This is a genomic window from Bacillus paramobilis, from assembly GCF_038096195.1.
In the GTDB taxonomy this organism is placed as follows: domain Bacteria; phylum Bacillota; class Bacilli; order Bacillales; family Bacillaceae_G; genus Bacillus_A; species Bacillus_A mobilis.
The window spans coordinates 2,225,808-2,246,287 of sequence record NZ_CP151108.1 but is presented as its reverse complement, the minus strand read 5'-3'; the positions used below and the strand labels follow the sequence as shown (position 1 = coordinate 2,246,287).

The 20,480-nt window shown below is 35.7% G+C and carries 17 protein-coding genes and 1 riboswitch; of the genes, 4 read left to right on the top strand and 13 right to left on the bottom strand.

The window, feature by feature from the left end:
- Positions 1-179 precede the first annotated feature (179 nt).
- The 3 genes from AABL52_RS11605 to AABL52_RS11595 form a co-directional block, all read right to left on the bottom strand.
- A complete protein-coding gene (locus AABL52_RS11605) occupies positions 180-1,322 on the bottom strand; it encodes an MFS transporter (protein ID WP_341519442.1) in 1,143 nt (380 codons plus the stop codon).
- Positions 1,323-1,384: 62 nt separating this feature from the next.
- Positions 1,385-1,981 carry a TetR/AcrR family transcriptional regulator gene (locus AABL52_RS11600; RefSeq protein ID WP_064469890.1) on the bottom strand — a complete coding sequence of 199 codons (597 nt, stop codon included), beginning with the start codon at positions 1,979-1,981 and terminating at the stop codon, positions 1,385-1,387.
- Positions 1,982-2,263: 282 nt separating this feature from the next.
- Positions 2,264-3,028: an SDR family oxidoreductase gene (locus AABL52_RS11595; protein WP_341519441.1), complete on the bottom strand. Its 765-nt coding sequence runs from the start codon at positions 3,026-3,028 to the stop codon at positions 2,264-2,266.
- 226 nt (positions 3,029-3,254) lie between these two features.
- Here AABL52_RS11595 and AABL52_RS11590 point away from each other — a divergent pair, with 226 nt between their 5' ends.
- Positions 3,255-3,695, top strand: coding sequence for an Lrp/AsnC family transcriptional regulator (locus tag AABL52_RS11590; RefSeq protein WP_064469892.1), 441 nt, complete (start codon positions 3,255-3,257; stop codon positions 3,693-3,695).
- A 115-nt stretch (positions 3,696-3,810) separates the two neighbouring features.
- On the opposite strand, the gene AABL52_RS11585 is transcribed toward AABL52_RS11590, so the two are convergent.
- The gene (locus AABL52_RS11585; protein WP_341519440.1) at positions 3,811-5,016 is read right to left on the bottom strand and encodes a M20 family metallopeptidase; all 1,206 of its coding nucleotides are present in this window, start codon (positions 5,014-5,016) and stop codon (positions 3,811-3,813) included.
- A gap of 88 nt (positions 5,017-5,104) precedes the next feature.
- Positions 5,105-5,207, bottom strand: a riboswitch (SAM riboswitch).
- Between the two features lie 75 nt (positions 5,208-5,282).
- Positions 5,283-7,592, bottom strand: coding sequence for an AAA domain-containing protein (locus AABL52_RS11580; RefSeq protein ID WP_341519439.1), 2,310 nt, complete (start codon positions 7,590-7,592; stop codon positions 5,283-5,285).
- 111 nt (positions 7,593-7,703) lie between these two features.
- Between AABL52_RS11580 and AABL52_RS11575 the strand changes: the two genes are divergently transcribed.
- On the top strand, positions 7,704-8,096 hold the full coding sequence (locus AABL52_RS11575) for a VOC family protein (RefSeq protein ID WP_001145281.1): 393 nt from the start codon (positions 7,704-7,706) through the stop codon (positions 8,094-8,096).
- Between the two features lie 268 nt (positions 8,097-8,364).
- Positions 8,365-8,688 carry a hypothetical protein gene (locus AABL52_RS11570; RefSeq protein WP_000248329.1) on the top strand — a complete coding sequence of 108 codons (324 nt, stop codon included), beginning with the start codon at positions 8,365-8,367 and terminating at the stop codon, positions 8,686-8,688.
- Positions 8,689-8,800: 112 nt separating this feature from the next.
- On the opposite strand, the gene AABL52_RS11565 is transcribed toward AABL52_RS11570, so the two are convergent.
- From AABL52_RS11565 to AABL52_RS11535, 6 genes are all read right to left on the bottom strand, one after another.
- Positions 8,801-9,172: a DUF1304 domain-containing protein gene (locus AABL52_RS11565; protein WP_000402482.1), complete on the bottom strand. Its 372-nt coding sequence runs from the start codon at positions 9,170-9,172 to the stop codon at positions 8,801-8,803.
- A 404-nt stretch (positions 9,173-9,576) separates the two neighbouring features.
- Positions 9,577-9,882, bottom strand: coding sequence for a monooxygenase (locus AABL52_RS11560; RefSeq protein WP_341519438.1), 306 nt, complete (start codon positions 9,880-9,882; stop codon positions 9,577-9,579).
- A gap of 263 nt (positions 9,883-10,145) precedes the next feature.
- Positions 10,146-10,889 (bottom strand): class I SAM-dependent methyltransferase, encoded by a 744-nt coding sequence (locus tag AABL52_RS11555; RefSeq protein WP_097843167.1) that lies wholly within the window; start codon positions 10,887-10,889, stop codon positions 10,146-10,148.
- A 590-nt stretch (positions 10,890-11,479) separates the two neighbouring features.
- On the bottom strand, positions 11,480-11,986 hold the full coding sequence (locus AABL52_RS11545) for a GNAT family N-acetyltransferase (protein ID WP_341519437.1): 507 nt from the start codon (positions 11,984-11,986) through the stop codon (positions 11,480-11,482).
- Positions 11,987-12,597: 611 nt separating this feature from the next.
- The gene (cypD, locus tag AABL52_RS11540) at positions 12,598-15,795 is read right to left on the bottom strand and encodes a bifunctional P-450/NADPH--P450 reductase (RefSeq protein ID WP_341519436.1); all 3,198 of its coding nucleotides are present in this window, start codon (positions 15,793-15,795) and stop codon (positions 12,598-12,600) included.
- 505 nt (positions 15,796-16,300) lie between these two features.
- Positions 16,301-17,779, bottom strand: a complete 1,479-nt coding sequence (locus AABL52_RS11535) for a DHA2 family efflux MFS transporter permease subunit (protein WP_341519435.1) — start codon at positions 17,777-17,779, stop codon at positions 16,301-16,303.
- A gap of 457 nt (positions 17,780-18,236) precedes the next feature.
- Between AABL52_RS11535 and AABL52_RS11530 the strand changes: the two genes are divergently transcribed.
- Positions 18,237-18,833: a hypothetical protein gene (locus AABL52_RS11530; RefSeq protein ID WP_341519434.1), complete on the top strand. Its 597-nt coding sequence runs from the start codon at positions 18,237-18,239 to the stop codon at positions 18,831-18,833.
- A 261-nt stretch (positions 18,834-19,094) separates the two neighbouring features.
- Here the strand turns inward: AABL52_RS11530 and AABL52_RS11525 are convergent, their stop codons facing one another.
- The gene (locus AABL52_RS11525; protein WP_341519433.1) at positions 19,095-19,745 is read right to left on the bottom strand and encodes a YwbE family protein; all 651 of its coding nucleotides are present in this window, start codon (positions 19,743-19,745) and stop codon (positions 19,095-19,097) included.
- Between the two features lie 286 nt (positions 19,746-20,031).
- Positions 20,032-20,430, bottom strand: coding sequence for a DUF1259 domain-containing protein (locus AABL52_RS11520; protein WP_002072351.1), 399 nt, complete (start codon positions 20,428-20,430; stop codon positions 20,032-20,034).
- Positions 20,431-20,480: the final 50 nt, after the last annotated feature.

The window sequence follows — 20,480 nt, the reverse complement described above, 5'->3', positions numbered from 1 at the left end:
CATATATTAAGAAAAAATATCCTACTAACTAGAGAGGTAACATTAGAATTATTACTATAAATTTCCGGGTGCATATTTCATAAAAATCAAGTTCAAAAATAGTCCTTTAAGTTAATGGATGTGTGGTACTACCAAGCTAGTAATGTGTTGCTCCCCCATATAAAGAAATTTTAAACATCTTAATCTACCTTTCCTTTATGTAAATATGGGAATAACGAAATTACCCCAAGGATAGCTAAACAAGCTCCAATCCATAGCGGAGATACAAAACCATATCCTTTACTGATCCCAAGACCACCAAGTGACGAACCAATAACAATACCTAGCGTAATAAAAGAACTATGAACGGTATTTATCATTATTCCATTACTAGCTGTTTTCATCACCCTCGCAACCATAGCTGGATTCAATGCTACACCAGTTAAACCAATAAAAATCGTAGAAATAACTGCAATGTATTTATTCTCTGCACTTAAAGCAAATACAGACAACGCTATGATTAATATAATTAATCCACCCATAAGTATTTTCATTGTAAATTTATCAGCGAACTTGCCAATTATTATATTCCCAATTACCGTCGCACTACCATAGAGAGCAAGTAAATATGGAATACTTGCACTTGAAAAGCCTGTGATATTTGTAAAGATCGGAGTGAAATAACTAAATGCTGCAAACGTACCACCAATAATGAACATACTTGTTACGTACGCTGCCCAAAGATGAATATTCTTAAATCGCAGAAGTTCGTCTTTCCAATTTAATTGCTCTTTATTTGAAGATGATGGTAACAACCGTTGAATCATAATCCCTGATACTAGCACAAGAACAGAAACAGCCCCAAAACTAATACGCCAGCCAAAATATTGCGAAATAACGGTTGTTATAGGTAAACCTAATACAGTTGCGAACATTAAACCTGCAAGTACAATTGATGCAGCTTTTCCCCTTGAATCAGAGTGAACCAATGTCGCAGAAAAGGAAATCGCAACTCCAAAAGCTGAAGCTGAAGCAATACCAGTTATAATACGTGAAATCATCATAATATCATAGTTCCAAGCAATAGCTCCGAGCGATTGACCAATTAAAAATACGAACATTAAAAACAATAATGCTTGTTTGCTGCGCATTCGTAAGAGGATTGCAGTTAAAATGGGGCCTCCTATTACCATTGCTCCTGCATAAGCTGAAATTAAATACCCAATAGATGATACAGAAACCTGGAATGCAAGAGCAAGTTCATTCATCATACCTGCAACCATAAATTCTGATGTAGTCATACAAAAGATTGCTAAAGCTAATAAATAAATAATCGATGGCATAAAAACACTCCTTATTCATTATTGTAATGATTGGTACAAAAATGGTGCGAAAAAAGAGCGCACTAAGCGCCACAAATAGACTCTATTGTTCCTTTGATAACTTGTTCAGACAACATCCGATTTTGCATCGATACATTAAGAACACGGAATCCGTAATAACTGCTTAAAAGCAGACTAGCTAATTCCTCAGCTGATTGCTTCTTTGAAATTTCACCTGTTTGCAATCCTTCCTCCATCACTGTTTCAATAGCTTGTTTAAGAAGTTCAACATGCTTCGAAAAAATTTCTTGTACCATTGAATCGTTTTTAGCACGTTCTATACTGGCATTAATCAATAAACATCCTTTTTGATCAACATTCTGAAAGTCTTCTTTCAATGCCCATTCAAAAAAATTACTTAATCGTTCTTTAACTGGAATTGGAGTATGTAACAATTTCCTTTGTTCCCTAATCCCAATTTCATGGTAGCGTTCTAATACTTGTTTATACAGTTCATGTTTACTACCGAAAGTATTGTATAAACTTCCTTTTCCAAGTCCTGTATCACTGCATAAATCTTGTGTAGAACACCCTTCATATCCTCTTAACCAAAATGTTTTCATTGCAACATCTACAATTGAGGAATAATCAAACTCTCGAGGTCTGCCGCGTTTATTCAATCGTATCCTCCTCTCATTTTAAAGATAACATGAATAGAATACCCTTTTTTGTACCGCGTGGTCAATAATTTTGTTTTATTGTTACTGTAAAATAAAATTTGATTATGTTAGATTACGAATAATGAAAAATAGCTCCCTTATTCAAGTTGCCTAGCGAAAAAATCACGTTTTAATAGACTTCTTTATCATCCCTACCTTTCTATAAATTACGAGTTATGAAACAAGGATCGTTTCATAACTCGTAATTTACTTGATTAGCTTGATGGGTATGGAATAGTGCCCCTATAAACAAAACCCACCAGAAACATCTAAAATTTGCCCTGTTACCCAGCGGCTATCAGAAGAAGCAAGGAATGCTACTACATCTGCAATATCTTCAACTTGCCCTATTCGTCCGAACACAGATGAAGTCGTAGCAAAATTTCGTATTTCTGGATTATCTAGCAATTTTGCATTTATATCTGTCTTCGTATATCCAGGCATAATTGCATTCACTGTTATACCTCTTTCTCCAAGATATTTAGCTAGAGGAAGTGTCATCGTATTTAATGCACCTTTACTTAAGCCGTATGCAATGGACCCTGTAAAACCAAGTCGTACTTCAGCTGATGAAATGTTAATAACGCGCCCCTCTGCTCGTAGTAACGGTAATGTTTGCTGAATTAAGAAGAATGGTGCTTTCATATTTACAGACATAATTTCATCAAAAACTTCTTCTGTCGTATTTTCAATCGTTCCTTGTGTGCCTATCCCTGCATTGTTTACTAAAATATCAATCTCTGATGTACCAACTCTTATTTGTAATTCATTCTTTAATTGTTCTACTAGATTTTTGACACCATCCATTGAATTGAGATCAGCTTCAATTAAAAACGCCTTTCCTCCATTAGATTCAATCTCACTAATCGTTTCAACTGCAGCTGCTTTATTTCGGCCGTAGTGAATCGCAACTAATGCACCGTCGTTTGCCAATCTCATCGCAATCGCACGGCCAATGCCCCGACTCGCTCCTGTTACTAACGCTACTTTCCCATCAAAATTTTTCATGTTTTCCATCCTTCCTAAATTTCCGTGTAATAAAGTGAAACTTTAATCAGCCCTCACCAATCGGGCGTTTACGGACAGTTAATGTGAGATAAATTCTATACTTATATTTTCATGCAAAAACCAATCATTTTAAATATAGATTTATAGGTAATTTAGTTTGTTCACTTATGATATTATAGTTATAATTTGTAATTTACTTTAGAAAATATAACAAGGAGGCTACACAATGCAAAACACAGTAAAACTGGATGAAATCGATCATAAAATTATGAACTTGTTATATGAAAATGCGAGAATTTCCGTTTCAGAAATAGGACGGATCATATCCATGACACAGCCTGCTGTAAAAGAGCGTATGAATAAACTTGAGGATCAAGGTGTTATAGCGGCTTACCGAACAAAATTTGAGCCTTCTAAAATTAATAAAAACATTCAAGCATTCATCATGTTTAAAACGAGCCAATGCTCTGATTTTATCCAATTTTGTAATGCCGCTCCTGAAGTAATAGATTTATATCGAATTAGCGGGGAGTTTAATTATATGATGAAGGTCATGAGCGATTCGATGGATTCTCTCGCTACATTTTTAGACTCTTTAATGCAATTCGGATTATCATCTCCTTTAATTGTTTTAAAAAGTGAGTTTGAGGAGAAATTGTCGTTCTGATAAAGGAATAAGAGAATTGACATCTCAATGTGAAAATGAACACTTTATTTAAATTGACAGGCACCAGCTTTCCCAAAAAAGAAAAAGGAGTGGATCATCCACTCCTTTTAATCACCTACCCCTGATTTCTCTGCGCCTCTCTAAACTCCTCCTTCACCTTCTCTAACAACCCTTCTTCTGTAATTAATCGATACGCTGTATTTGCTAGTGCTTTTGCGGATGTAATTAATGCTTTATCTCCAAGTTCTGAACGTGCTGCTTCTCTAAATTCATTCGTATGCGCAATTAAATCGTCTGGACCGATTTTAATGTACGGATGAATGGTCGGTACGACTTGGCTTACGTTTCCTGCGTCTGTTGAGCCGATGCCAAATCTTTCTTTACGATTTACGTCTTCACCTTGTAATTCTAATTCTTCGGCTACGACGTCATTAAATGTTTTTGTTACGAGTAGTTCATCGATTTCATTTTGGAATTGATGAATTTTCACTTTCGTACCTGTTGCTAGCGCTGCTCCTTGTGCGATGTTTCTTACTTTTTCTGTTACTTCTGCACATCTTTTTCTCGTTGCTGCACGGATGAAGAACCTTGCTGCTGCGTAGTCTGGAATAATATTCGGCGCTTTTCCGCCCTCAGTAATCACGCCATGAATTTTCACATCTGACGGAAGTTGTTGGCGAAGTGCATTAATGCTGTTGTACAGCTGAATGACCGCATCTAATGCGTTAATTCCTTCTTCTGGTGAAGCTGCGGCGTGAGCTGTTTTTCCGTAAAAATGAAAATCAAGTGGATCGACTGCTAGTGAAGGACTCGTTGTCGCAGTTTTTCCGCTCGGATGAATCATAAGTGCCACATCAATATCTTTAAATAACCCCGCTTTTACATAACTCGCTTTCGCACTACCGTTTGGCCCTCCTTCTTCTGCTGGCGTTCCGAATACGACAACTTCCCCGCCAATTTCTTCAAGCGTTTCTGATAATGCGATCGCTGCTGCAACGCTAATTGTGCCAATTAAATTGTGACCACACGCATGACCGAGTCCTGGTAAAGCGTCATACTCAGCTAAAAATGCGATGACCGGTCCTTGTTTTCCTGAACTTTTGCGCGCGATAAAACCTGTTTCATGTCCAGCTATATTGTGCTGCAGCTGAAACCCTGCGCTTCCTAATAATAAACTTAACGTTCTTGATGCGTAAAACTCTTGATTACCAATCTCCGGATTCGCATGAATATCATGACTTGTTTCTATGTACTTTTCCTTATTTCTTTCTATACTCTCTTCAATTGTTTTTCTTTGTGACGTTACTCCAGTCGCTCCCATTTGTCTTCCCCCTTATATTTTCACATAAAAAAGCCTCTTTCTAAAAGATAGAAAGAGGCTTCTGCATTTACAGTCAAAATGAGCTTCTTTCTTATCTTTCAAGTTACCTTGCTGGAATTGGCACAGTATTCATAAAAGAATCCGCTGCCGAGGTGTCATAGGGCCAGTCCCTCAACCTCTCGTGATAAGAATTTTCATAAGATTATATTAAATTACATTCATTCTATGTTCATTCCGATTAAAAGTCAAGGAATTCCTATCCGAATTTACCGAATATCTAAAAATCCTTTTAACACACCAATTGTTTCCGGTACTTGTAATCTTGCACATACGTACGGAAATTCCATACTACCTTCAAATATCATTTGTGATGTGAGCGGTGCGCCTGCCCAAAAGATTTCATCATCGATTACGATAAACGGGAATGCTTTATTTTGCCTTTGTAACTTTACATTTTTTAATGGAACTGGTCCATCACTATACACTGTTATTTGCGCATTTGTACGCATTAACGCTTGCCATACTCGCTTATCCACTTGTTTTGTGCTTGGAAGTGAAATAATAATTTTTCGTTTTGCGGCCAAAATATCTTTCAATAGTCCTTTCGGCTCTTCAAGATTCATTTCCATAAACCAACGTAAACGTTTCGAAATTTTCCGTTCCCACAATTGTCTTGATGTCGTACGATCATACACATCTCCGTGTCGTTCTATATGAGCTGTTAATTGTGATAACGCTTGTTTTCTCGATAAGTTTTTACGCATATAATGGCAATCTGATAATTGAATGAACTTCCCTCTCGCTCTCGTTACTGCAACGTTGACGAGGCGATGGTTTTTATGGTCAAAGAATAACACGCCAGGTCGTTCTTGCGGATAACTATCAACCGTATCAAAAATCATCATATCTCTTTCAGACCCTTGAAACTTATGAACCGTCGCCGCTAAAACTGGTATGTTTTGATATTTCGTTCTCTGCAACATTTCTCTAATACACGTTGATAAAAAGCGGGATTGTGCCCTGTAAGGTGTAACAACACCAATCGATTGAACACCATCTAACAGCCCGATTAACATCATTTGCATCGCTACTAAACCAGACATAATGTTAAATCGAGAACCAGAAGCAGCGTCCTTTAACGAAAAGGCTCCCATTAAGCTCGTATCAAATAAAACACTTGCCTCATTTGCGAACGGTTGTAGTTTCGCAAGTTCTTTACGTTCTGAAACAGACGGATGATCGTATACTCTATTTTTATAAATAAATGAGTTTGTAAACTTCGATATATCCGCATGCATACGTCTTTGTTCCTGCAGCATAAATAGGTTTGGATGTGCTTCTGATTTATTGACAGAATCAACAATCCCTGCATGGTAAAACATATCTTCCCCAAGCCATTTTCGAACGAGTTCATGGTTCGCCATCGCAATTGGAGGTAACTGTAAAAAGTCCCCACAAACGACGATACGTTTTCCAAGTGAAGCAGCTAATGCAATTTGCGGAACATATGCCATACTCACTTCATCTACGACAACTAAATCAAATGTACGCTCATAAATAAGTGAATCAATGGCACATTTCGATAAAGTTGCGCCGATTACTTTTGCATTTTCAATATATTCTTTTTCTACTTCTTTAATTTTCGCTTTTTGCTTTCGAAGATCACTTTCAATCTCTTGTATACGCTTCTTATCAGCAGAAGTCGCTTTATATGATAAAATCTTTTCACGAAGATCTTGTCGTGTTTCCTCTAAATAGAGTCTTTCTTCTCCCCATGATCCGTTCGTCGTTTCAACTAGCTTCGACGTAAGTAATGTTTCATGATTTCGTATATGTTCATGTTGACTATAACCGTAACGAACAATTTCGCCAGGTGTCCATTTCTTTTTCTTCTCAATTTGCTTCGTTACTTCACTCATTAATACGTCTACTGCCGCGTTACTATGAGCTAATACAAGTACCGATTTTCCTTTTTGATAATGAGCCGAAATAATACGTGATAAATTGTAAGACTTCCCTGTTCCAGGTGGTCCCCACACGTACGTTGTCGGATTGTAAAATGAACGATACGCCAATTCATTTTTCGGATTTTTCATCTTCTCAATATGTTTTGGACTGCTCGTCCCATCAACAAGACGCTTTATACGACTACGTTTTAGCTTATCTTTATGTGCCTCTTTCAATCGCTCTTGTAGTTGCTCTAACAATTGCCACGGTTCACTGTATAAAACAGCTTCTCGTATTTCACCTTGTATATAATCATTTAATTTCAGTTCTATTTCTAATCCATGTACAGATAATACTTCTCCTGTCGCTTCCTCACCATCAAACTCAATTCGAATTGGTGAACCTTCCGGTAAGCTTACTTCCGATATGAGCTGAAATACGTATACTGTACTTTCATAATCTGTATATAAAAAACGACCGTTCATGATAGAAATTTTACTACCACCTATCGTTTTCCAATGTTTAATTTCATACGCTAATGCATAATGCCACTCTTTCATCGTTGCCGATAATGAAGGAGTTTGAGTAGGTGTATTCATCGTATAATCTCCTTCCTTCTCCCCAAACATACTTTCTCACTATACCATATAACACGCTAAAATTTGTAAGGTTTTTATCTTGATTATTTTCTTAATTTTCAATAATATATTGTATATAATTTTCAGAAAGAAGGAATCTACATGCCAGTTAGAAGAATCGAACACGTTGGACTTATGGTTGCAAACTTAGAAACATCTATTTCATTTTATGAAGAAGTAGTTGGCTTACAGCTCATTAAACGTATGGGGCACCCGAATCCAGACTTAAAACTCGCTTTTTTAGGTGTAGAAGAATCGAAGGAAACGATACTCGAACTCATTGAAGGTTATAACTCTTCTCTTCCGGCAGAAGGAAAAGTACATCACATTTGCTTTAAAGTGGATTCATTAGAGGATGAAATCGAAAGACTAAAGAAACAAAAAGTAACCTTTCTACTAGGAGAAGAAATTGAAACATTACCAGATGGAACACGTTACATATTCTTCGCTGGTCCTGACGGAGAATGGATTGAGTTTTTTGAAACGGAGAGATAAAGTGAAACTTTAATCAGTGGGGGTTTTGTTCATCCACCACTGATTATTAGTTGAACCAATCGGGCTTTTACGGGCAGTTGATCCCCCACCTAACTTCTTTGCTTCCTCTGAATTTTGAGGTGGGGGTCTTACTGCCCGTTAATGCGGGATAAAGTAAGACTTTAAGATAGAAAAAGAGCCGGGATTCCGGCCCTTGTTTTTAATGAAACATATCTTCACCCCAAAAAATCACCTATATTAAAAACAATCATTTTATTAGGAGTAAAGAATGGTAAATACAATCTATATTATTATTTTTTGGATACTTATACTATTCCCTATTCTGTATGTAATTAAGATAAAGCATTGGAATTTAAAAGTAGCTGCCGTATTTGTTGGAAGAATCCTATTAAGCATTATCTTTTTTGTAAATGGAATAGTGCTAGGAATGCAACGAAATTGGTCAGATCCTCCCTATGAAACAGAATGGGATTTCTTTATAAAGTCTTTATTAAACGGAAAAACTGATGCGCTTATACACTTGTTACTTCTAATTATTATCATTACTTTGGATTTAGTCATTACATTTTATTATATTAATAAGAAGAAATAAGACGTTTTTCCTATTTCTTTTCTTACTGAGGGTAGCGCCACATACCTACAAAGTTAAAAGTATGCAAAGTCATTTTTAGGAAAGATTGTTTCTTTTATTGAAAAAATTTTTTCTACATCATAGATAAAAGAGCAACCAATGCTAAAATAGCTGGAAGTCCTTGTTTCACAATAATTGATTTATTAGATGTGAAACCTCCAAAAATGGCGGCGATCACCACACAAATCACGAAAAATAATTGAACCATATAACCAATTGAGTTAAACCCAATTATAAGTCCCCAAATGAGACCAGCGGCTAAAAATCCATTATATAACCCTTGGTTTGCAAACATAACAGCTACGTTTTTATCTCCTTCTAAATGCTTCGGTAATTTGAAAGCACGTTTCGCTACTTTTGAATTAATAAAAAACATTTCGAGGATCATGATAAACAAATGTTCTAATGCTACAATCCCGACTAAAATAGCTGCGATTATTTCCATACCATTCTACCCCCTCTCTCCTTAATATCAGTTCTATATTATTTCAACTGTGAATTCTATCAACTAGGAAACGATTCCCTACGTCAGGTGCTTGATCGATAAATAGAAGCATAGTTGATACATAGCGAGCAATTCCAATCGAGATTGACTAATACCAACGCATTCTTCAAACTTCTCACCAATTCTTTCTAGCCGAAAATAGTTGACATATCAATAATTGATGCGTCAATTAATATACATCTCTTTTTTTAGTTTTGCAAGTTTTTTTGCTCAAGTGGGTCTATTTTGTTTCAACACCTTAAAATTCATTCACAACACCAGTTCAAATTTCTAGAAATCCTAGTAAAGAAGAATTCAAAAAAAGAAGGGATTATCCCCTTCTTTTTTGAATTACATGTCCTTTATTATTTACTATAACCACGATTCAGTTTAGTTAACTTTTCATTGATGTGAAAAATTCTTACTCTAATATCTTTAATACCAGATGCCTGAAGTCTATTCCTGTGCATTTCCGCGTATTTTTCAGCATCTTGTTTTTCTTCAAATACATAGATGCCTCCTGCTTCTTTCGTTTCTTGATTCTCCGTCCATATTTTCCAGTGGAATCCGTCTTCTTTATTAATACTTTTTGCTAAATCCCTAAATGCTTTTTCCATTGCTTCACCAAAAGGACCTTCAAACGGAAAATCAACTTGTAATAAATATGCCATTTCCACTCACTCCTATGGGCAATATTTTCAATTCGATTGCAGGTAATACCTTAAATGAGTGCTGCAATTATTCCTGCACTCATTTGAAATTTCACCTGTATTTTCACAACCTCTTTTATAAAATAATTAAAAAATGATAGCAACTTGAACGCATACAGTTTAACGGCTTTAGGTTATTTTAAAAAAAACAGCCATTCCTTAGTGAAACGGCTGTTTTCGTAATTCAATAAAAGCTCCCAGATTGCGGTAGATATTTTTAAATATTATTTTGTTTTTTTTGACTTGATTATAATAAAAGATGGACTTCGCGATTCGTTTATTAAATCTGGCATTTTCTCTATCCCTGCCAAAGTTGATTGCGGTTCGATTATTTTATCCAGCGAAAGCCCGTGTTCAATTAAAGTATTTATTAATGTGGCAACAGTTCTATGATAAATAACCACACTATCGTCAACAAACCAGTTGTGTACTCTGATTCCTTCTTCTTGATAATTATCTAACGCCCAGTGTGATTTATTACCATCCTCAGTTTTTATCCAATGGTTGCTTCCTTTGCGAGCTGTTGCTATTGGGTGTTCGGTTGAAAAGATAAATTCACCACCACTTTTTAATAATTCATTAATCTTTTGAATCATTGCCGAGTAATCTTCAATGTAATGTATAGAGAGGGAACTTATAATCAGGTCGAACTTTTGATTGGTTAGTCCCATATCCTCCATAGGAAGACACATAAATTCTATGTTATCATCCTGATTTAACTTTTTAGCACGTTCAATCATATTTTTGGATATATCTACACCTATTACGTTTTTTGCACCATTTTCTATACAATACTTTGAAAAATGACCATCACCGCAACCCAAGTCTAATACCGATTTTCCTTTCAAACACAGAATTAATGATTTGATTGCTGGCTGTTCTATGAAGTCATTAGCGTTTATTCCACTTTCACGCAACGCTGTATAGTTTTTGAAGAAATTCAGATTATCGTAAACATTTTGTTTCACTTACATCACTCCTCTGATAAGGGTTTCATAGATTAAGCTGACTTCTGTTTCCAAATTATCATACTAACCATAAAAATTTTATCATCCTTTTATTATAGTAATGTTTTTTAGGAAGATATCTCGAACTCAATACTTTCACAATCCTGCCCGTTTGCTGAATAATCTGCTGTAGATATTATACCGTATTAAGAAAATTAACTTTTATTTTAATTAAAAGAAAAAATCTTTACGAAAAGAGCCTTACAAAAAGATACCTAATAATTAACAAAGATATTGTTTCGTCTGTTTAATCACTTACAGAAAAACGGACAAAAATCCCATAGATATGAGAGGGAAACAGTCTTTGATATCTTAGGCGTCGTATATAACTTTTCTATGTCTCACAATCATGTAGCGTAATCAAAAAAATTGAAGTCTGATAGGGTTTATTTGTATGCAAACTTTTAAAGAACTTGCACTGGATCTTTAGAAAAAGAAAAAATCTTACATGAAATTAAACTTATATATTGTTAGCTTGATGGGTATAATTCTCAAAAAAAGATCGCACAATTTTAATTATGATTTTGACTTAAACAATGCGTTCTGAGACACTACTCTTCTTCTAAAATAGCGTAATAATATTCATCCCACCATTCATTTCCATGGGGTATACACTTTCTAAAATATCCTTCTCTTCTCATTCCAATTTTCTCCATCAATCGATATGATGGGGTATTTTGTGGTTGACATGTAGCTATAATTCTATGTAATTTCATTTCCTTAAACCCATATTTTAATGTAGCTTGTGCTGCTTCAGAAGCATATCCTTTATTGAAATATTTAGGATTGAATACCCACCCAATCTCGTAAGTATGCTCACCAAAATATTTATGAAAAACAATATGACCAATCAGAATATTTTCATCTACCAGTATCACAGGAAAGTTCTCTGCATTTTCACCCATATTTCTATTTACAAAGTTTCTTGTATCTTCTTCAGTAAAAATCCCTTCGGGTATGTATTTCATAACATTACTATCTGATGTATACTCATGGACAGCTTGCCAATCTTTGAACTCAAAATTTCGTATTAATAATCTTTCTGCTCTTATAAACATTTACTTTTCTCCTCTCAAAAAATCGTTTCTTTATTTCAAATCCACATTCAACCCTTAAACTAAAAAGAACTTGTAGGAATCTCTGCAAGTTCTTTTTAGTTTAAGGTGAATATATGGGACAGACAAACTATCTTACAGATTCATCATAGAAACTACAGGAATAGTACTTTGACAAATATATCATATAACAAATATTAACATCTGTATATTTTTGAAAATTATGTTAATTGAGGACAAAAATAGCTTTTCTTAACTATTATTTCGTTTACTACTAACTTCATTTTACTTAAATAAAATGCTCGATCTGATTTTTTTGCAACTTCTTGTGAATGAGTAACAACAATTACGCATTTTATTGAGTTTAAATTAACGTCAACTTCTCCCTGATGTTTCCCCTTTTTATTAAGTACTTCAAATCTACCGTGTTGTGTATATAAAGCGTAAAAGTTATTGGATTTTGAATCAACATATACGTCCCTTTTATTTAAAAATAAGAAACCCCATATTCAATAAAAAATACAGGGTTTTATCAATCAGTTTATTTTGTTTACAGTTATATTTAGTCGAAAGAAGTTCGTGAATGAAATATTACTTATCTAATTAAGAATAATTCATATACCAGCCCAAACATCTTTTCCATATCGCCCTTCATCTTGCACACGATCCAACCAATTCCTTGCTTCTTGTTCACTGACTTCATGAATTTCTTGATACGCTTGACAAAGGGTGTCTTCTACATCAGGAGCCATTTTACTTCCATCACCACATATATAAAGATGAGCTCCATTATCTAATAACGAAATTAAATTGATTCTATCTTGTTTTATTAAATGCTGTACATATGTTTTAGGATATCCTTCTAGGCGAGAAAAAGCTGTGTGTAAAGAGATTAATCCATCTCTTTCATCATTTTCTAGTTCTGTACGATAGAGATAATCCTTTTCAGGATGACGACAACCAAAATATAGATGTGCTTGTCCTAAGTTCATACCTTTTTGCTTTTGAACACGTCGTGCTTGTAAGAATCCACGGAATGGTGCAATTCCAGTACCTGGTCCAACCATGATAATTGGTGTTTCTGGATTTTCAGGTAATTGAAAGTTTGATTGTGGCGTTCGAATGAAACAAATAATCTCATCTTTATTATGACGCTGAGCTAAATAATTAGAAGCGACTCCTTCATATGTCCCTACCCCACTCCATGCAGGTGCATTAACAACACCAACCGTAATGCTCAGACGATCCTGTGCAACGAGTGGAGAGCTTGAAATAGAATAGTAACGCGGTTTGAGCGCAGGAAGAAGTTCTAAAAAGCGTTCAAATCGGATTTCACAAGCCTCATACTTTTCAAGAAGATCCAACATTGACATACGTTTCTTTAATATTTGTTCATGATAAACTCCCTCTTCCAATAATGATTCCAATTCCTTTTTATGAGGAGGGCATGCTGTGAATGTCACCATTTCTCGTATTTGTGCTCGAGTGGCTGCTTCTTGCACTTCTACACTATAACTAAGAAGGTCATATAAACTAACAGGACTGTCTAAAGGTATGTGATTTACACTACGCCCACTTGCGCTCAATATGACTTGATCTTTCCCGTTTAATTCAAAGCGTTTTAAAATTCGGTTGACATTTTTCTCACTATTAATTGGCAGCACCCCAAGGTGGTCTCCTTCTTGATACGTAGCACCTTCTGGCAAAGATATCTCAATATGTCGTGTGCTTCTTTCGCTGCTAGATGATTGAAGCTCTCGATTTTCTAGTATAGTTGCATAAACCGCTTCATATGTTCGCGCAAGAGGAGATCCTCCAAGACGACTAACAAATTGTAAACTTAATGTACTGCGTTCTTTCTCCATGTTTTTGTTAAGTTCCAACCCAAATGCCTTCATCGCATCAGACCACATACTTTGTTTCCATTGCTCGAGCTGTTCCTCAAAATCACCACTTGCATCCGCTTCCCCGCGTTTAGAAAATCTTGTTGCTCCTTTTTGAGCCATTTGCTCATCAATGTATCTTGGAATTCGCTGATAAGTACTCGCCCAATTATGATCTCCACAACCAAAAACTGCGTATTGAACACCTTTTAGCTCATCCGGTTTTAATTCTTCCAACCATTGCACAAACTGCCCTGCATTACTTGGTGGTTTTCCATTATAAGAAGAAGTTACAATAAGAACCGCCCCTTCTTTTGGCAGACTTCCAATTCGATCGTTAAGAGCTACCACTTCCGTTTGAACACCTTCTAAACTAGCTGTATCTGCTAGTTCTCTTGCAATACCTTCTGCTACCCCTGTATCCGAGCCATACAGAACAAGAAGCGAAAGATTATCGGCTCCAATAATAGAAGGAGTCTTCTGAACTTGCTGCTTAATTTCATGGTTTTTCAGTTTCTCCTCTATAGGCGCAAGAACAGTAGTATGGCTCATAGTTTGATTTCGGGGTAGAATCCTAATTTTAAAATCACCAGGCTTTAGCGTTAATGTTTGTTTTACGTCCAGCTGATAGTCTTGATAATCAATGAATTCAAAATGTTGAAGAAGCATTCCCATTACAAGTGTGGCTTCATGAAGTGCAAACTGCATACCGATACATGCCCGTTGACCATTTCCAAATGGCTTATAAGCATGATGAGGAACCTTATCCAGATCTTCAAATCGTTCAGGTTGGAATTCTTCCACGTTGTCTCCCCACGCGTCTTTATCCCTATGTAACTGTGGAATAAGAACAGAAATACGATCTTCTCCTTTCTTAATCGGATATTTCCCACCAATTACTGTATCTTCTTTTGCATAGAGACTGAATGCTGGAGCAGTAGGCCATAGACGTAGCGATTCATTTAAAATCATCCGGATATACTTTAGTTTCATAACTTGTTGGTATGTTGGAGTATGATCTGTCAAAACCCTATCTACTTCTTCATAGGCTTTTTTCAATTTATCTGGATTCTTTAATAAAAAATAGATTGCAAAAGATAATAATCCACTTGTTGTTTCATGCCCAGCTATTAAAAAAGTGATAATTTGGAAACGAATATTTTCATCATCTAATTTTTCACCAGTTTCCGGATCCTGCACATTTAACATACGGGAAAGTAAATCATTTTCTTCCTGATTTCCACTACTTTTACGTTCAGCAATAATATTATCTACTAAAGAAAACATAGATTGAATATCATGCTGAAATTGACGTTTCGTTCTCCACATGAGTTTGTCTTCTATATCCAGCCGCTGTAATTGGTGCATCGCCTCATCTAGAGCACGGCTCATGCTAGTAATAAAAGGATGAGGGGTCTCACGATAAAAGCTATTAAATCGATAATTAAAACCACATAGACCAATTGTATCCAATGTAAGGCGAGTCATATCCTCCGGTACATCTACGCTTTCATTCGGATTAAGCCGTGCCCATTTTTGAACGAGTTGTACGGCAAGATCGACCATCATAGCATGATAATCTTTCATTGCCCGTTGGCTGAATGTAGGCATCAAAATATTATGAGCTTTTTTCCAGTTAGGCTCATGAGTCTCACTTGTAAATAATCCGTCTCCAGCAAAGGCGCGAACTTTCGCTAAAGCACCCTCTATACTTTTATCAAATCTTGTTTCGTCACAGACTTCTGCTACCAGTTCATGTCCAGAAACAACAATGATGGTATCACTTAAAGTTTGAATTTGAAAAATGGGACCATACTCTTCCGCTATCTTGATAAAAGATAAGGTCGGTTTATCTTTATCGATTAATGGGAGATTCCCCAGCAATCCATATGTTTTCGGTTGAGGAATGTCAGATACTTTTTTATCCATTAAAAACACCCTTTCAAAAAAGCATAAAATAAAATATCCCATTCAATAAAAAGAAGATAGCAATGAATCGCCTGGGATAAAGATATGTAATTGATTACCTTATTTTATCTTTTCCCTAACTATTCACGATTATGATTTTGCTTATAAGGTTTGTAATCTAAGTTGTTTGTTGCTATTACATTTATAACTTGCAGAGAAAATACTAAATTAAAATGAAGCGTATTATTATGATGCTAATCAGAAATTGAGAGCTAAAGATTGTAGTATTGGGAAAACCAGTAGTTCCTAATGTCAATTCAAACAAATACGATAAGCAAGTATACTGTGTTACTAATGAAAAAGGATCTGATATGAATATCAGATCCTTTTTACTATATATAATTATTTCACTGGTTCTTTTCCAGATTTAAATACCAGCGCCTTAGCAGCAAAAATTTGCATTTCTTCATAGTCTAACTAAACAGTAAAAACTTATAGGAATCATGATCTAAAGTTTTATTTTACTCTACCGATTTAACCTCTCGACAGCTTCCGCGCTTGTATCTACACGTTTAACGAAAAAGACTAATAGTAGTGCAACAATATTCATGCCAAGCGCTACATAGAATGAATATTGAATTCCGGATAATAAAGCCTTCTGAGTTAACATTGCCTTCGTAGCTTCTGTGAAGGTTGTTGGATCTATATCAGCCATTAGATTTTCAGCTTTTGTTTTTGTTACAGAATTCATAATCGTAACAAGAATAGCAGTACCAATTGACCCAGATACTTGTTGAGCTGTATTATTAACAGCTGTACCGTGCGGATTTAAGCGAGTTGGCAATTGATTAAGACCATTTGTCATAAGCGGCATCATCACCATCGCCATCCCAAACATCCGCAGTGTGTAAATAAGAATAATATGTGTGTGACTAGAGTCGAGTTGCAGGTTGGCCAGCATATAAGTTGAAACGGCTGTAATGGAAAGTCCTACTATACCAAGAATCCGAGGGCCATATTTATCAAATAGTTTACCTGTAATTGGTGACATAATCCCCATTATTACCGCACCTGGAAGCATCATCAGCCCAGAGCTCAGCGGTGAAATGCCGCGGACGTTTTGTACATAAGCTGGTGTTAAAATCATACCCGAAAACATGGCCACTGCATTGACAATTGCAATTACAGACGCAAGTGCAAACATTGGGTACTTGTAAACACGTAAATCCAATAACGGTTCATTCATTTTTAATTGGCGGATAATGAAAGCAATTAAGGCAATAGCGCCTATGCTTAAGGTTGTTAAAACAACTTTATTCGTCCAACCATCGGAGCTTGCAGAACTGAATCCATACAACAGACCGCCAAAACCGACAGAAGATAATAATAATGAGAGATAATCAAGTTTTGCATTTTTATTTTGCCTCATGACATTCTCCGATTTCCAAATCCCTAACAGTAAGCTAATGATTGCTAACGGTAATATCATTTCAAAAAGCAAACGCCAGTCATAATACTCTACAATATAACCTGATAGTGTCGGTCCAATTGCTGGAGCAGTAATCATAACTAGCCCAAAAATCCCCATTGCTGTTCCCCTTTTTTCTCTTGGAAAGCTTACTAGCATAATATTCATTAACAAAGGCCCCATGACTGAAGAACCTGCTGCTTGAACCATTCGGCCAGTCAGTAACAAACCAAAGTTCGGTGCTAAAGCCGCTAAGCCCGTACCAAGAATAAAAATCAACATAGATGTAATAAATAAGCTCCTATTGGAGAAGCGGGTTATTAAAAATGCTGAGGCCGGAATTAATACACCACTTACAAGCATATACCCTGTAGAAAGCCACTGAATCGTTGAATAATCTTTAATGTCTAAATCCTTCATTATCGATGGCAAGGCTACATTTAAAAGCGAGTTATTTAAAAATGAAACAAATGCTCCAATAAAAAGGATTACAAGCATTAAATATGGTGGTTGTCTTTTATGTAATGTTTCACTCATATATTTATTTGCCCCTTCATTATAAATTCCATTGATTCGTTTAAATCGTTTGTATATCTGCACAAAAATACATTATCCTTGCAGTATTTTGCCAAACTCTTCGAATGGATATTCTCTTTTTAGCAATTCTATTTGCTCAACTTAACATTTTAAAATCTTTTTTATTGTTTAAACACGTTTATTAAATTAGGCCGAATTGAACAAAAGGAGCAACTGAAAATACCCTTCTAAAATAAAGTGAAACTTTAATCAGTCGGACTTTTACAGGCAGCCGCTTTCACTGAATTTTGAGGGGGGTGGTGTCTTATGACCCACAAATTGCGGAATAAATCAACCAGTCTATACACCTATTCCTTTAAATACAGGCTTGTAAATCTAGTTATGTAACCATCCATAAAAAGGAATATTACATAGGCTAAATCTAACATTACATTTTTAAAGTGAGGGGAATAAGCTTATGCACCAATATTGGTATTTGAATTCACAGGGAAACGGGGAGCAATATAATAACCAAATTGCAATGTCATCATTATATTTACAGCAACAAATAGCTAAAGCTAAGGGAATGAATGATTTGAAGGTTCCTGAAAATTGGAGTTGTCGAGTCTATCCATTTGGTTGGGATTCACCCGCCAATTATACGGGTTTCAATCCCCAGCCCCCTCCCTTCTCTCTAGGTCAGCCAATCCATTATGCAGGGATGATGCCCCAAGGACATCCCACTAATTGGACTCCATTACAAGGCCATGCAGGTTTTAATTTTCAAAAGCCTCCCCTCTCCTGGCCCCAGCCATTCAATCATACAGGGATGTTCGCACCAGGTCATATTGCCGCTTTACTATCACCGCCAGCCAAGCCTTTTATTTTTAATACCAATAATAACTGGGGTATTTTTGGAAACCCTCCAGGATGGGGAGGACAGGTAAGTCCCATGGGATGGGGGAATAACGGTCAGCCAGGAATGCTTGGAAACTTGCTGACAGTAGGAAAAGGCACCATGAATGGAATCGGAATGCTTAGTAGTCTAATCGGTATAGGAAAGTTCTTCTTTTAGTTAATTAGAGCAGGTGGATAGATCCATAGCCCAGAATAAAAAAACATTTCCTTTTAATTTTTTCAAACATACTCCCTCCAAGTTCGTTTCCTCTCCTTTCAAATCATAAAAAACATCTATTACCTCGTATGTAATGACTTGATAGAGGTATGGTGACATCAACAAAACACAAATTTCGTACAACAAAAAACCGGTACCTTTACGAAAGGACCGTTTTTTTGTAATTTTTATTTATTTGAAAAGTAGTCAAATCTTTTCTCACTAGTTAACACTTTGAACACGGCCAATTTGTCCATCTTGTAATCGAACTTTTATGCCGTATGTATGTGTTTCACTATGCGTTAAAATGTCTTTCACAACACCACTTACAGTTTTACTATAGTCATTATCCAATTGAATAACTACATGTGAACCAACTGAAATTTGTGATCTTGTTGGTTTCCCACCTGTTGCTTGTGTTGTTTTTTCTTGTTTTTGTGTTCTCTCTTGGTGTATAGACTGTTGTTGCTGAGTCTTCTGCTCTTGTTGTTTACGTTTTTCTTCTTCTACTCTTTGCTGTTCTTCTTGCTTACGTTTTTCTTCCTCTACTCTTTGTTGCTCTTCTTGCTTACGCTTCTCTTCTTCTGCTCTTTGTTGCTCTTCTTGCTTACGCTTCTCTTCTTCTACTCTTTGTTGCTCTTCTTGTTTACGCTTCTCTTCTTCTACTCTTTGTTGCTCTTCTTGTTTACGCTTCTCTTCTTCTACTCTTTGTTGCTCTTCTTGTTTACGTTTTTCTTCCTCCGCTACTTTTTTATCTTCATCTATTTTTTGCTCATCTGATGCTGCTTTTAATTTTTCTTCATCACCTTTACAAGCACTTAAAGACATTACACACAAACTCAAAAGTACAAAAAATAACAATTTCTTTAACATTAAAAAATCCTCCTATATATACATTACAAATCAATAACTTTTATAGCATAACAAAAATATAAGCTTTTCTTTGTCAAAATTTGTCGTATATTTTTATTTTCTACTAAAAGGCTGACACTACAATAAAAGCGGAGATTATTATATCGATTCGTGCACAGGAATTACGTTCGTTTGCTAGTCAATTAAACTTAATTAATGAAATACCGGGAAAAATCTTCATCTTATGTATAAAAGGATCTTTCGATTGAAGATCCTTTTATATTGCTTATTTAACTAAATAAATTGGTTAATTGCATAAAGCTCTTCTAACTTTCCTTGCGAAACTTAGCGGATCATCAACGTCTTCAATATTAACGTAAATCAAATTTGGATCATCACATAACCACTCATTGTGTATAGACGAAACGATTATTCCTTGTTTAATAATTGTAGCAACAAATCCATTGACTTCTTTTTGTAAGAGCGCTACCCGGCCTAGACATAATGCTCGTCCAGTTTTATTATCTCGTGATTCGAATGAGAAGGAAGTTGTTACTCTAAAACGTTTTCCTAGGATAGTTGCTTGTATTTCCTCCCGATTTATTGTTGCCACGCATTTTCCACCGGCGAATCCTTCTTGGCCACCGATAATTCTTGCAAACTGTTGACAAATTAATTCATCATTACACGCCATACCTTGAATCATCCCCCTTTTACTATTAGGTTATGAATGAATACTTAGGTCTGAAACGGTAA

Bases quoted from the DNA above. Each gene is read 5' to 3' on its own strand.
- AABL52_RS11585 (WP_341519440.1), bottom strand. From the start codon at position 5,016: ATGGGAGCGACTGGAGTAACGTCACAAAGAAAAACAATTGAAGAGAGT.
- AABL52_RS11565 (WP_000402482.1), bottom strand. From the start codon at position 9,172: ATGGAAATAATCGCAGCTATTTTAGTCGGGATTGTAGCATTAGAACAT.
- AABL52_RS11595 (WP_341519441.1), bottom strand. From the start codon at position 3,028: ATGAAAAATTTTGATGGGAAAGTAGCGTTAGTAACAGGAGCGAGTCGG.
- cypD (WP_341519436.1), bottom strand. From the start codon at position 15,795: ATGGATAAAAAAGTATCTGACATTCCTCAACCGAAAACATATGGATTG.
- AABL52_RS11545 (WP_341519437.1), bottom strand. From the start codon at position 11,986: ATGTTTATAAGAGCAGAAAGATTATTAATACGAAATTTTGAGTTCAAA.
- AABL52_RS11570 (WP_000248329.1), top strand. From the start codon at position 8,365: ATGGTAAATACAATCTATATTATTATTTTTTGGATACTTATACTATTC.
- AABL52_RS11525 (WP_341519433.1), bottom strand. From the start codon at position 19,745: ATGTTAAAGAAATTGTTATTTTTTGTACTTTTGAGTTTGTGTGTAATG.
- AABL52_RS11575 (WP_001145281.1), top strand. From the start codon at position 7,704: ATGCCAGTTAGAAGAATCGAACACGTTGGACTTATGGTTGCAAACTTA.
- AABL52_RS11580 (WP_341519439.1), bottom strand. From the start codon at position 7,592: ATGTTTGGGGAGAAGGAAGGAGATTATACGATGAATACACCTACTCAA.
- AABL52_RS11605 (WP_341519442.1), bottom strand. From the start codon at position 1,322: ATGCCATCGATTATTTATTTATTAGCTTTAGCAATCTTTTGTATGACT.
- AABL52_RS11535 (WP_341519435.1), bottom strand. From the start codon at position 17,779: ATGAGTGAAACATTACATAAAAGACAACCACCATATTTAATGCTTGTA.
- AABL52_RS11560 (WP_341519438.1), bottom strand. From the start codon at position 9,882: ATGGCATATTTATTACAAGTTGATTTTCCGTTTGAAGGTCCTTTTGGT.
- AABL52_RS11530 (WP_341519434.1), top strand. From the start codon at position 18,237: ATGCACCAATATTGGTATTTGAATTCACAGGGAAACGGGGAGCAATAT.
- AABL52_RS11520 (WP_002072351.1), bottom strand. From the start codon at position 20,430: ATGATTCAAGGTATGGCGTGTAATGATGAATTAATTTGTCAACAGTTT.
- AABL52_RS11590 (WP_064469892.1), top strand. From the start codon at position 3,255: ATGCAAAACACAGTAAAACTGGATGAAATCGATCATAAAATTATGAAC.